At 72.7% G+C, this 12,865-nt stretch carries 8 protein-coding genes; 6 read left to right on the forward strand and 2 right to left on the reverse strand.

Going from position 1 to position 12,865, the window contains the following annotated elements:
* The first annotated feature begins 16 nt into the window (after window positions 1-16).
* Window positions 17-3,094, forward strand: a complete 3,078-nt coding sequence (locus ACFYMU_RS14335; RefSeq protein WP_388372910.1) for an AAA family ATPase — start codon at window positions 17-19, stop codon at window positions 3,092-3,094.
* A 45-nt stretch (window positions 3,095-3,139) separates the two neighbouring features.
* A complete protein-coding gene (locus tag ACFYMU_RS14340) occupies window positions 3,140-3,325 on the forward strand; it encodes a DUF6191 domain-containing protein (RefSeq protein WP_388372912.1) in 186 nt (61 codons plus the stop codon).
* A gap of 43 nt (window positions 3,326-3,368) precedes the next feature.
* Here the strand turns inward: ACFYMU_RS14340 and ACFYMU_RS14345 are convergent, their stop codons facing one another.
* Both ACFYMU_RS14345 and ACFYMU_RS14350 read right to left on the reverse strand, forming a co-directional pair.
* The gene (locus tag ACFYMU_RS14345; RefSeq protein WP_388372562.1) at window positions 3,369-4,532 is read right to left on the reverse strand and encodes a PQQ-dependent sugar dehydrogenase; all 1,164 of its coding nucleotides are present in this window, start codon (window positions 4,530-4,532) and stop codon (window positions 3,369-3,371) included.
* Between the two features lie 106 nt (window positions 4,533-4,638).
* Complete coding sequence (locus ACFYMU_RS14350) at window positions 4,639-5,637, reverse strand: aldo/keto reductase (protein ID WP_388372564.1); 999 nt, start codon at window positions 5,635-5,637, stop codon at window positions 4,639-4,641.
* Window positions 5,638-5,713: 76 nt separating this feature from the next.
* On the opposite strand from ACFYMU_RS14350, the gene ACFYMU_RS14355 reads away from it, so the two are divergent.
* The 4 genes from ACFYMU_RS14355 to ilvN all read left to right on the forward strand — a co-directional run bounded on the left by ACFYMU_RS14355 (window position 5,714) and on the right by ilvN (window position 12,799).
* Window positions 5,714-6,655 carry a 2-hydroxyacid dehydrogenase gene (locus ACFYMU_RS14355; RefSeq protein WP_388372566.1) on the forward strand — a complete coding sequence of 314 codons (942 nt, stop codon included), beginning with the start codon at window positions 5,714-5,716 and terminating at the stop codon, window positions 6,653-6,655.
* A 353-nt stretch (window positions 6,656-7,008) separates the two neighbouring features.
* Window positions 7,009-10,176, forward strand: coding sequence for an EAL domain-containing protein (locus ACFYMU_RS14360; protein WP_388372568.1), 3,168 nt, complete (start codon window positions 7,009-7,011; stop codon window positions 10,174-10,176).
* Window positions 10,177-10,400: 224 nt separating this feature from the next.
* Window positions 10,401-12,254: an acetolactate synthase large subunit gene (locus ACFYMU_RS14365; RefSeq protein WP_388372569.1), complete on the forward strand. Its 1,854-nt coding sequence runs from the start codon at window positions 10,401-10,403 to the stop codon at window positions 12,252-12,254.
* A gap of 20 nt (window positions 12,255-12,274) precedes the next feature.
* Window positions 12,275-12,799, forward strand: a complete 525-nt coding sequence (gene ilvN, locus ACFYMU_RS14370) for an acetolactate synthase small subunit (protein WP_388372571.1) — start codon at window positions 12,275-12,277, stop codon at window positions 12,797-12,799.
* The last annotated feature ends 66 nt before the right edge of the window (window positions 12,800-12,865 follow it).

Genomic DNA, 12,865 nt, shown 5'->3' on the forward strand with positions numbered 1-12,865 from the left:
GCCCGACCTCCGTGTCATCCTCACAGGCGTGGATACCAGGTCCGTCAGCCCCGTGTTCGTCGGCCGCGCCGCTGAGCTGGGGGTGTTGCACGACGCGCTCGCCCGCGCCACCGGTGGGCGCACCGCCCGGGCGCCCGGCACGGCAGGGGAGCCGCAGGCGCTGCTCGTCGGCGGTGAGGCGGGGGTCGGGAAGACCCGGCTGATCGAGGAGTTCGCCGTCGCGGCGGCCCGCGCGGGCGCGGTCGTCGCGCTCGGCGGCTGCGTCGAGATCGGTGCCGACGGACTGCCCTTCGCCCCGTTCTCCGCCGCCCTGCGCGCGCTGCGCCGGCAGCTCCCGGAGGAACTCGCCGCGGCCGCAGCCGGGCAGGAGGAGGAACTGGCCCGGCTGCTGCCCGAACTGGGCGAGGCGCGCCGCGGTCCCCGCGAGGACGAGGAGGGCATGGCCCGCCTGTTCGAGCTCACCGTCCGGCTGCTCGAAAAGGTCGCCGCCCGGCGCACCGTCGTCCTCGCCCTCGAGGACCTGCACTGGGCCGACGCGTCCACCCGCAACCTCCTCGCCTACCTGGTGCGTACGCTGCGCAGCGGCCGCCTGATCGTCGTCGCCACCTACCGCTCCGACGACATCCACCGCCGCCACCCGCTGCGCCCCCTCCTCGCCGAACTCGACCGCCTGCGCACGGTCCGCCGGGTGGAACTGGCCCGGTTCACCCGCGCCGAGGTGGAACGCCAGATCGCCGGCATCCTCGCCGCCGAACCGGACGCGGCCCAGGTGGACGACATCTTCGCCCGCTCCGACGGCAACGCCTTCTTCGTGGAGGAGCTGGCGGTGGCCGCCCACGAGGGCTGCTGCACGGGACTCACCGACTCCCTGCGCGACCTCCTGCTCGTCCGCGTCGAGAAGCTGCCCGAGACCGCGCAGCGCGTCGCCCGGATCGTGGCGGAGGGCGGCTCCACCGTCGAGCACCGCCTGCTCGCGGCCGTCGCCGGGCTCACCGAGGACGACCTCATCGAGACCCTGCGGGCGGCCGTCGGCGCCAACATCCTGCTCGCCACGCCCGACGGCGACGGTTACCGCTTCCGCCACTCCCTGGTCCGCGAGGCCGTCAGCGACGACCTGCTGCCCGGTGAACGCTCCCGCCTCAACCGGCGGTACGCCGAGGTGCTGGAGGCCGACCCCACCCTCGTGCCGGCCGACCAGCGCGCCACCCGCCTGGCCAGCTACTGGTACCACGCGCACGACGCCGCCAAGGCCCTGCCCGCGGTCCTGCACGCCGCCGTGGAGGCCCGCCGCCGGCACGCCCACTCCGAGCAACTGCGGCTGCTGGAGCGGGCGATGGAGCTGTGGGACGTCGCCCCCGACCCGGTACGGGCCGACCTGCGCCCCCTCGACTACGCCGAGGCGTATCCGGCCTGCGGCTGCGACCCGGCGACCACGCCCCTGAGCTATCTCGACCTGATGGCCGAGGCCGCCGTGGCCGGCCGGCTGAGCGGGCAGCGGGAACGCGCCCTGAAGATCACCAAACGGGCGCTGCGCCTCCTGGAGGAGGAGAAGGACCCCCTGCGCGCCGCCTGGTTCTGGGTGCAGCGCTCCCGGCTGGCCCAGCACACGGCCCGCGGCGACGGCCGGCAGGAGCTCACGACCGCCCAGGAGCTGGTGCGCGGGCTGCCGCCCTCCGAGGTGCACGCCGAGGTGCTCGCCGCGGTCGCCAACTGGTCGATGGTGCACGTACCGGGTCCCGAGGCGGTCACGGCCGCCGAGCGCGCCGTGGAGTACGCGCGCATGGTGGGCGCCCGCGACATCGAGCTGAACGCACGGCTCACCCTCGGCGGCCTGATGGTCGAGTCGGGCGACATCGACACCGGGCTCGCGGAGATCCACGAGGTCAAGGAGCAGGCGGCGGTCGTCGGCAACGCCTACGTGACGGGGCGCGTCCATGTGAACCTGCCGTCGCACCTGGACGGCATCGGCCGCTCCCGGGAGGCCGTCGAGGTGCTGCGCCGGGGGATCGAGGTCACCCGGAAGCTGGGTCTGCGGGACTCCGAGGCATGGGTGTGGGGCAACCTCGGTGAATCCCTCTTCGCCCTCGGCCGGTGGGACGAGGCCGCCGAGGCGGGCGTGAACGCCGAGCGCGTCAGCAACAGCGCCAGCCCCCGTGGCTTCCGGGCCGCGATCCACGCCCATCTCGCCCTCTCCCGGGGCGACCTGGCCGAGGCGGGACGGCAACTGGTCGCCGCCCGCGGCCACTTCGGTACACACGATGTGACGCCGCAGCACGAGCTGCCGCTGGTCCGTGTCGAGATCGCCGTCGCCGCGAGCGAGGGGCGCCTCGCCGACGCCCGCGCCACCCTCCACCGCGTGCTGGCGGCCGGCTTTCCACCCGGCACCCAGCGCTACGGCTGGCCGCTGCTGCTCACCGGCGCGGCCGCCGAGGCCGACGCCCGGGGCCTGCCCGGCACGGAACCGGGCCGCGCCGAGGTCCTGAAGGGGATCCGGGACACGGCCGGAACGCTCGCCGCGAACGTGCCGGTCTGGCAGGCGTACGCACGCTGGGTGCGCGCCGAGCTGCTGCGCGCGGAGGGACGCGCGGACCCCGGTGCCTGGTCCGAGGCCGTGACCGCGTTCGAGTCCCTGGACCGTCCGTACGACCTCGCCCGCGTCCGTCACCGTCTCGCCGAGACCCTGCTGACCGCGGGGGCCGACGAGGACGCGAGGGACCGCGCCACGGAACTGCTGCGGCTGGCGGGCGCGGTGGCGGACCATCTGGGTGCGCGGCCGCTCGCGGAGGCGGTGGCCCTGCTGGCCCAGCGGGCGCGACTCACGCTGACGTGCGCCGCCGAGCGGGCAGCCGTCGCCGACCCGGCCGAGTCCCTGGGGCTGACCAGTCGCGAACGGGACGTGCTGCGCCTGGTCGCGGCCGGCCGCAGCAACCGCCGGATAGCCGAGGAGCTGTTCATCTCCCCGAAGACGGCCAGCGTCCACGTGTCGAACATCCTGGCGAAGCTGGGCGTCTCCGGCCGGGGCGAGGCGGCGGCGCTGGCCCACCGGCTGCGGCTGTTCCCGCCCGAGACGGCCGCTGTCCAGGCGGCGGGGTAGGGCATAGGCTGTCGGGATCCGGGCCGAGGAGGCGCCGTGTTCAACATGTTCGAGGAACTGTTCGCACCGGGCCGCAAGCACACCCACGACGAGAAGAGACGCCTGGAGCTGACGCGCGTGGACGCCACCGACGGCGACCCGGGCCGCGGTCCCATAGACCTGGGCTCGGGGAAGGTGGTCATCCGCCTGCCCGACCCGGCTCCCGCCGGGCCCGAGGCCGACGGGGCCTGAACGGCGCCGCGGGCCGGACGGGACCCGAACGGCGCCGCCCGCCCTACGACACCTTCAGTTCCAGGATCCGGTCGTCGGTCTTCGACGGCTCGCCCCGGCCGTCCGTGTTGCTCGTCGTCAGCCACAGCGTGTCGCCGCCCGCCGCGACGACGGTGCGGAGCCGGCCGTGAGCGCCGCTCAGGAACGCCTGCGGGGGTGCGGAGGCCCGCGTTCCCTTCAGGGGGATGCGCCACAGGCGCTGACCGCGCAGTCCCGCCATCCAGATCGACCCCTCGGCACAGGCGATGCCGCTGGGGGACGCCTCGTCGGTGTGCCACTGGGCGATCGGGTTCTGGAAGGCGGGGTTGCCGGACCGGCCCTCGGCCTCCGGCCAGCCGTAGTTGCCGCCCGGCTTGATCGCGTTCAGCTCGTCCCAGGTGTCCTGGCCGAACTCCGAGGCGAACAGGCGCTGCCTGCCGTCCCAGGCCAGACCCTGGACGTTGCGGTGGCCGTAGGAGTAGACGGGCGAGCCGACGAAGGGATTGCCCGGAGCCGGCCGTCCGTCCGGGGTCATGCGCAGGATCTTGCCGCCGAGCGAGTTCCTGTCCTGGGCCAGTCCCCGGTCGCCCGTTTCCCCCGTGCCCGCGTACAGCATGCCGTCCGGGCCGAACGCGATCCGGCCGCCGTTGTGGATGAGGCCCTTGGGGATGCCCTTGAAGACCGTGTCCGGCGCGCCCAGTTGCTGCCCGGCCGGCTTCTTCGCGTCGTACAGCATGCGCACGATGCGGTTGTCCGAGTCCGTCGTCAGGTACGCGTAGACCAGATGGTCCGAGGCGTAGCCGGGGGAGAGGGCGATGCCCAGCAGACCGCCCTCGCCGGCGGCCGCGACGCCGGGCACCGAACCCAGCTCCGTCCTCCTGCCGGTCCTCTCGTCGATCCGCGTGATCGTCCCGTCGTCACGGGAGGAGACCAGCAGCCCGCCGCCGGGCAGCGGGGCGAGGCCCCAGGGTGTCCTGAGGTTCCCGGCGACCGTACGCACCACCCGTACCGATCCCTTCGCCGGAGGGGTCTCCTCGGCCACCTGCCCGGAGGAGGACGACGCCGCCCCCGTGACCGTGGACGTGGCGCTCCTGCCGCCGCCCGGCGTTCTTGCGCCGCCGGACGAGCAGCCGGCCGTCAGCAGGAGTGCGGTCGTGGCCAACACGGCCCACACAGCTCGATGTTGCACGTTCCAGGTCCCTTCGACGCGGGGCTTCTTCCCTTCCTACACCGCTCGCGTCCCGGAGTTCCCCACGACAGCCCGAACCCGCCGCATCCGCCGCTACCGGCCGCGGTCAGTCCCACGACCCCCGCGCCGGCGGCAGCCCGGCCAGCTCCGCCAGGTCCTGCGGCGTCAGCCGCAGCCCGGCGGCACCCGCGTTCTCCTCGACCCACCGCCCCCGCTTGGCGCCCGGCACCGGGACCACGTGCCGCCCCTGCGCCAGGACCCAGGCCAGCGCCACCTGGGCGGGCGTGACGTCCTCGCCGTGGCGCCGTGCCACCCGGCGCAGTCCCGCCACGATCGGCTGGTTGGCCGCCATCATCTCGGCCGTGAAACGCGGGTGACGGGCGCGCAGGTCGTCCGCCTCGAAGCCCTCGCCCGGCGTGAGCGTGCCGGTCAGGAAGCCGTTGCCGAGCGGCATCGCGGCCAGGACGCCGACCCCGCGCGCCGCACACCAGGGCACCAGCGCGTCCAGCGCCTCCGTCGACCACACCGACAGCTCGGCCTCCACCGCGCTCACGGGGAACACCTGCTGCACCCGTTCCAGCTGCCGGACGGTGCCGTCGTACAGCCGCGCCCCGGTCCGCCGGCCGCCCCGCGCACCCACCGCGCACAGCCCCAGCGCCCGCACCTTGCCCGCGCGCACCAGCTCCGCCATGGCCCCCCACGTCTCCTCGACGGGGACCTCGGGGTCAGCGCGGTGCAGCTGGTAGAGGTCGATGACGTCCGTCTGCAGCCGCCGCAGCGACGCGTCGCAGGCGCGCCGCACATAGCCGGGGCGGCCGTTGGCCACGATGTGCTGCTCGCCCACCAGCAGGCCCACCTTGGTCGACACGAACGCCTCGGCGCGCCGCTCCTTCAGCACCCGGCCGACCAGCAGCTCATTGGTGAACGGCCCGTACATGTCGGCGGTGTCGAGCAGCGTCGTCCCCAGCTCGAGTGCTCGGTGCACCGTCCGCAGCGACTCGTCGCCCCGCTGCCGCGAACCGGAGTACGCCCAGCTCATCGGCATGCATCCGAGTCCGACGGCCCCCACTTCGAGCGTCGCCGCGCCGATCGTCCTGCGCTCCACCTGGCCGTGTCCTCCCTCGTCCCGGCGTCCCAAACTAACCAATGGGGTCTCCGGTCCTTCGCATAGCCTCCCGACCATGACTGATGACGTGTGGCTCCCGTTCCGCGCCGACGAGTTGGAAGGTCTCCCGGAGGGCCTCGGCTACCGCTTCTGGGACGGTGGCGAGGACTTCCCCGCGGACCCCGCCGACTGTGTGTTCTACGTCGTGCCCTACATGAAGGGCGGCGAGGTCGCGCTGCGCCCGCTGCCCGCGATGACGTCCGTCCGCGTCGTGCAGACCCTCTCCGCCGGCATTGACCACGTCGAACCGGGCCTCGCCTTGCTGCCCGAGGGCACGCGGCTGTGCAACGCGGCGGGGGTCCACGACGCCAGCACCGCCGAGCTGACGTTGGGGCTGATCCTGGCCTCGCTGCGCGGCATCCCCGACTTCGTCCGCGGGCAGGATCGCGAGGAATGGCGCAGCGGGTTCCGCCCGGCGCTCGCCGACAAGTCCGTCCTCATCGTCGGATACGGGTCCGTGGGCGCCGCCATCGAGGACCGGCTCGCGCCCTTCGAGCTCGCGCGGGTGGCGCGCGTCGCGCGCCATCAGCGGGAGACGGAGCGCGGTCTCGTGCATCCCGTCTCCCGATTGTCCGAACTTCTTCCCGGCGCCGATGTCGTGGTGCTCGTCACGCCGCTCACGGAGACGACGAGGGGCCTGGTCGACGCGGAGTTCCTGGCCCGCATGAAGGACGGCGCGCTGCTGGTCAACGTGGCCCGCGGCGGCGTCGTCGACACCGAGGCGCTGCTGGCCGAGCTGCGGACCGGCCGCATCACGGCCGCGCTGGACGTCACCGACCCCGAACCGCTGCCGGCGGGCCACCCGCTGTGGCACGCGCCGGGCGTCCTGATCAGCCCTCATGTGGGCGGTCCCACCTCGGCGTTCTGGCCTCGCGCGGGGCGCCTCCTGAGCGCCCAGCTGAACCGTTTCGCGCGGGGAGAACCGCTGGCGAACACGGTGCGGACGATCGGCACGTGACGGGGCGGGCGCAGGCGGGCGCAGGCGGGTGCGTGAAGAAGCCGAAGGCGCGTGAAGGCGCGTGTGGCGCACGTTTCCAGCCATGGCCGCGCTCCGTGCTCGACGGCCCCGCCGGTCGCACCACCGGCGTGCACGGGGAATCCCGTTCACTCCGTCCATGCTTCGGGCACACTCCGCAGTCCCTCATATGCGGTACGTGTGCACATCTCGCCCGTTCGTCACGGAGCGTAGAGGGACTATGTCCCTGAGTGACGACACTGGTGTATCGTCCCGACTGGGGTGGCGCCGCGACCGTTCGGCGCCGGGGATGGACTTTTGAGACATGCGAGGGGGGCGACGGCGATGCACGGCCCATGGACCAACCATCCGACGCGGCGAGGCCGCGGGCGGCGACTCTGGCGGGCGGCGACGCGCAGACGCGGCCACGGCGGTCATCACCATCACCACCGCCGGCCCGGCGGCCGCAGGACGCACGCCCACCCGACGCGCCACGACCGGCGGGACCCGGCGGCGCCCCGGACGGGGAGAAGCCGGTGAGTTCCCCGGGAGCGCTGCTGGCCCGGCGTCCGGCGCCGGGAGGCCGGACGAGCCTGGTGCCGCCGCTCGCCGTGGCCCTGGTGTGCGCGGCATACGCCGTCGGTTCCGCTCTCGGCTGGGGTTCCCGGAGTCTCGCGCTCTTCATGGGTGACTTCGGGCTGAGCGCCGCGGCGGGTACCGCGTCGGTGTCGTGCCTTCTCCGCGCCCGCAGCCGGCACGGCCGCTTTCGACCCGCCTGGCTGCTGTTCTCGCTCTCCTCCGCGATGGCGGCGCTCGGCAACGGCGTCTGGGGCTGGTACGAGGTCGTCCTCGACCGTCCCGTCCCGTCGCCCAGCTGCGCCGACCTGTTCTTCCTCTGTTTCGCTCCGCCCGCCATCATAGGACTGCTCGTGCTCGCCAAAAGGCCCGTCACCAAGGCGGGTTGGGTATGTCTCGTGCTTGACGCCTGGCTCATCGGCGGCTCGCTGCTCACCCTCTCGTGGAGCCTCGCGCTCGCCCAGACGGCCGGATTAGAGGGCCCGAGCGTGGCGCACACCGCGCTCTCGCTCGCGTATCCGCTGCTGGACATCGCCCTGATCAGCATGGTCGTCGCCCTGCACCTGCGGCGCTCGGCGGTGAACCGCTCCGCGGTCAACACCGCCATCGGGGCGCTCGCCCTGACCGTGCTGTGCGACGCCCTCTTCACCTCGCCGCTGCTCCACAGCAGCTACCACTCCGGCCAGTTGCTGGACGCGGGCTGGTTCTCCGGCTCGCTGCTCCTCGCCTACGCCCCCTGGGCCGCCCCCCGGCCCGGACAGCCGGACGACGGCGGGCACGCGCGCGTGGTGCACGAGCACGTACCGGGCCGGCGGCACACGGCACCGCGCGGAGAGGACCACCGGGGAGGGCGCCCGCACCCGCCCTCCCCGGCTCCGGCCCCCGCCGCCCGCGGGCTGCCGCCGGATCCCGACCGCGACCGGTATCCGGCCACCCGCCCCATCTCCGGATCGCTGGCCGCGCTCACGCCCTACCTGGCCGCCGCGGTCTGCACCCTGGGGATCCTCTACAACGTCCTCAACGGCCACCGGGTCGACCGCGTGGTGCTCGTCACCGCGGGCGCCGTGGTGCTCGCGCTGGTCGTGCGCCAGGGCATCATGCTGCTCGACAACATCACCCTCACCCAGGAACTCGCACAGAAGGAGAACCACTTCCGCTCCCTGGTGCAGGGCTCCAGCGACGTCATCATGATCGCCGCGCCCAACGGCATCCTCCGGTACGTCTCGCCGGCCGCCGCCGGCGTCTACGGACGGCCCGCCGAGGAACTCGTGGGGACCGAACTCGCCGCGCTCATCCACCCGGAGGACCTCGGCTGCGTCGTGCACGAAGTGCGCCGCTTCCTCACCGCCGGCCACGCGGAGGAGCCCACCACCCGGATCGAGTGCCGCTTCAGATCGGGCGACGGCGGCTGGCTGAACGTGGAGTCCACCGTCAACCGCCACCAGGGCGGACTGATCTTCAACAGCCGGGACGTGACGGAGCGGGTGCGGCTGCAGGCACAGCTGCAGCACAACGCCGAGCACGACCCGCTCACCGACCTGCCCAACCGAGCCCTGTTCACCAGGCGCGTCCAGCAGGCGCTGTCCGGCCGCCGCGCCTCCGACCGACAAGCCGCCGTCCTCTTCATCGACCTCGACGGCTTCAAGGCCGTCAACGACACGATCGGGCACCAGGCCGGGGACGAACTCCTCGTCCAGGCCGCCCGCAGGCTCCAGGACGCGGTGCGGCAGGGCGACACCGCCGCCCGTCTGGGCGGGGACGAGTTCGCGGCCCTGATCGTCGGCGACGGCGCCCGCGACCGCACCGCCCGCGAACGCCACATCCTGGAGCTCGCCGACCGGCTCCGGGTCACCCTCTCCCAGCCCTACGAGATCGACGGCAACGATGTCCGGGTCGCCGCGTCCATCGGCGTGGCCTTCTCCGAACCGGGCCTGGGCGCGGGTGAGCTGCTGCGCAACGCCGACCTCGCCATGTACCGGGCCAAGGCCGCGGGCAAGGGCCGCGTCGAGCTGTACGGGCCGCAGATGCAGCAGGACGCCGTGCGCAGGACGGGGCTGGCCGGCCGGCTGCGGTCCGCCCTGCAGGAGGGCGAGTTCACCCTGCTGCACCAACCCGTGGTGTCCCTCGCGGACGGCCGGATCGCATCGGTCAGCGCCCAGGCGCGCTGGCGTTCCTCCCAAGGGGTGCTCTTCACGCCCGAGGAGGTCCTGCGGGTCCCGGAGGACAGCGACAAGACCGCCGAGCTGGGGCGCTGGACGCTGGAGCAGGCCGTCGAGCAGGCCGTCGAGCGCACGGCGGCCGGGCTCGCCGTGCCCGTCGCCGTGCGGATGAGCGCCCGCCGCCTCCTCGACCGGTCCCTGCCGCTCGGCTCGGTCGAGGCCCTGCTCACCCGGCACGGCCTGGCCTCCGGAGCCATGGTGATCGAGCTGTCCGGCGTGGAACCGAGGATCTCCCTGGACGATCTGGAGCGCAGGCTCGGCGCCCTGCGCAGGATCGGGGTGCGGATCGCCCTGGACGGCCTCGGCAGCGGCTGCGCGGCCATCACGGCACTGCGCCGGCTGCCCGTCGACGTCCTGAAACTGGACCGCGGTCTCGTCGAGGGAGTCGTCGAGTCCGCCCGGCTGCACAAGATCACCAGAGGGCTGCTGCGCATCGCCACCGACCTCGGACTGCAGTCGGTCGCGGACGGCGTGGACCTGCCCGAGCAGGTCGTCGCCCTGCGCGCCATGGGCTGCACCCACGGGCAGGGCATGGCGTTCTCCGGACCGCTGGACGAGTACCGGCTGCGCCGGGCGCTGACGTCCGGCCGTTATCCGGTGCCGTACGGCCCGGCGGAGCCGGCGTTTGCCGGCGGCGGCGCGGGGGTGTACACCAGCGGTGTGGCTGCCGTCGTCGGAGGTGGACCGGCTCTACGCTCACATAATGAGACTCCTGTCCCACCAACTTGACATCGACGGCGTGCGGGGAGAGGGTCAGTGCCATGCGCACCCGAATTCTCGTACTTGGACAGCGCGTCGGCTGAGCTGGACCGACCGGACATGCACCGGAACACCCAGCGACCGCACCCGGCGCGCTCCCCTCGCTTGCCTCACGGCACGAGGGGTTTTTTGTTGCACAGGCACCAGCCGAACAACGCCCGAACTTCGCAAAAACCCTCAGCATCGAGAAGAGAATGACGATGACCGAGCAGGCCACCGGGGCCCATCCGCAGCCGCGGCCCCGATCCGGAGGACAGCAGTCCGCCCCCGAGCACGTCACGGGTGCGCAGTCCCTCATCCGCTCTCTCGAGGAGGTCGGCGCCGACACGGTATTCGGTATTCCCGGCGGTGCGATCCTTCCGGCGTACGACCCCCTGATGGACTCCCGGCGGGTGCGCCATGTGCTGGTGCGGCACGAGCAGGGCGCGGGCCACGCGGCCACCGGGTACGCGCAGGCCACCGGCAAGGTCGGCGTCTGCATGGCGACGTCCGGCCCCGGCGCCACCAACCTGGTGACCCCGATCGCGGACGCCCACATGGACTCGGTGCCGCTGGTCGCCATCACCGGCCAGGTCGCCTCCAAGGCGATCGGCACCGACGCCTTCCAGGAGGCGGACATCGTCGGCATCACGATGCCGATCACCAAGCACAACTTCCTGGTGACGCGCGCCGAGGACATCCCCCGCACGATCGCGGAGGCCTTCCACATCGCCTCCACCGGCCGTCCGGGCCCCGTCCTCGTCGACATCGCCAAGGACGCCCTCCAGGCGCAGACCACCTTCAGCTGGCCGCCCGTCACGGACCTGCCCGGCTACCGTCCGGTGACCAAGCCGCACGCCAAGCAGATCCGTGAGGCCGCCAAGCTGATCACGTCCGCCCGGCGGCCCGTCCTCTACGTCGGCGGCGGCGTCCTGAAGGCGCACGCCACCGCCGAGCTGAAGGTCCTCGCGGAACTCACCGGAGCGCCCGTCACCACCACCCTGATGGCGCTCGGCGCATTCCCCGACAGCCACCCGCTGCACGTGGGAATGCCGGGCATGCACGGTTCGGTCACCGCCGTCACCGCGCTGCAGAAGGCCGACCTGATCGTCGCCCTCGGAGCCCGCTTCGACGACCGCGTCACCGGCAAGCTGGACAGCTTCGCCCCGTACGCCAAGATCGTGCACGCCGACATCGACCCGGCCGAGATCGGCAAGAACCGCACCGCGGACGTGCCGATCGTCGGTGACGCCCGCGAGGTCGTCGCGGACCTGATCCAGGCCGTGCAGAAGGAGCACAGCGAGGGCCACAAGGGCGACTACAGCGCCTGGTGGAACGACCTGAACCGCTGGCGCGAGACCTACCCGCTCGGCTACGACATGCCCGAGGACGGCACGCTCTCCCCGCAGCAGGTCATCGAGCGCATCGGCCGGCTCGCGCCCGAGGGCACGATCTTCGCGGCGGGCGTCGGCCAGCACCAGATGTGGGCCGCGCACTTCATCCAGTACGACAAGCCCGCCACCTGGCTCAACTCCGGCGGCGCCGGGACGATGGGGTACGCGGTGCCGGCCGCGATGGGCGCGAAGGCCGGCGCCCCGGACCGCACGGTCTGGGCGATCGACGGCGACGGCTGCTTCCAGATGACCAACCAGGAGCTGACCACCTGCGCCCTGAACAACATCCCGATCAAGGTCGCCATCATCAACAACGGCGCCCTCGGGATGGTCCGCCAGTGGCAGACGCTCTTCTACAACCAGCGGTACTCCAACACCGTGCTGCACTCCGGTCCCGAGGCGGACGGCACGCAGCCGAACGCGGGCACCCGCGTCCCCGACTTCGTGAAGCTGTCGGAGGCCATGGGCTGCCACGCGATCCGCTGCGAGTCCCCGGACGACCTGGACAAGGTCATCCAGGAGGCGAACGCGGTCAACGACCGGCCCGTCGTCATCGACTTCATCGTCCACGAGGACGCGATGGTGTGGCCGATGGTCGCCGCCGGCACCTCCAACGACGAGATCATGGCCGCACGGGACGTCCGCCCCGACTTCGGCGACAACGAAGACGACTGAGTGAGAGCTGAGTGAGAAACATGTCCAAGCACACCCTCTCGGTCCTCGTCCAGAACACGCCCGGCATCCTCGCCCGGATCGCCGCCCTGTTCTCCCGCCGCGGCTTCAACATCGACTCGCTGGCGGTCGGCGTCACCGAGCACCCCGACATCTCGCGCATCACCATCGTGGTGGGCGTCGAGGACCTGCCGCTCGAACAGGTCACCAAGCAGCTCAACAAGCTCGTCAACGTGCTGAAGATCGTCGAGCTGGAGCCGTCGTCGGCCGTTCAGCGGGAACTCGTTCTGGTGAAGGTGCGCGCCGACAACGAGACGCGCTCCCAGATCGTCGAGATCGTCCAGCTGTTCCGCGCCAAGACGGTCGACGTCTCCCCGGAGGCCGTCACCATCGAGGCCACCGGCTCCAGCGACAAGCTGGAGGCGATGCTGAAGATGCTGGAGCCGTTCGGCATCAAGGAACTGGTCCAGTCCGGCACGATCGCGATCGGCCGCGGCGCCCGCTCCATCACGGACCGGTCGCTGCGCGCCCTCGACCGTTCCGCGTAGGACCCGAAGAGGATCCCCGCACGCCGGGAACGGGCGGTCGGGCCAGTGGCCGGCCGCCCGTATTCC

Source organism: Streptomyces sp. NPDC007264, from assembly GCF_042869095.1.
Taxonomy (GTDB): Bacteria; Actinomycetota; Actinomycetes; order Streptomycetales; family Streptomycetaceae; genus Streptomyces.

Bases quoted from the DNA above. Each gene is read 5' to 3' on its own strand.
- ACFYMU_RS14360 (WP_388372568.1), top strand. From the start codon at position 7,009: ATGGACCAACCATCCGACGCGGCGAGGCCGCGGGCGGCGACTCTGGCG.
- ilvN (WP_388372571.1), top strand. From the start codon at position 12,275: ATGTCCAAGCACACCCTCTCGGTCCTCGTCCAGAACACGCCCGGCATC.
- ACFYMU_RS14365 (WP_388372569.1), top strand. From the start codon at position 10,401: ATGACGATGACCGAGCAGGCCACCGGGGCCCATCCGCAGCCGCGGCCC.
- ACFYMU_RS14355 (WP_388372566.1), top strand. From the start codon at position 5,714: ATGACTGATGACGTGTGGCTCCCGTTCCGCGCCGACGAGTTGGAAGGT.
- ACFYMU_RS14340 (WP_388372912.1), top strand. From the start codon at position 3,140: ATGTTCGAGGAACTGTTCGCACCGGGCCGCAAGCACACCCACGACGAG.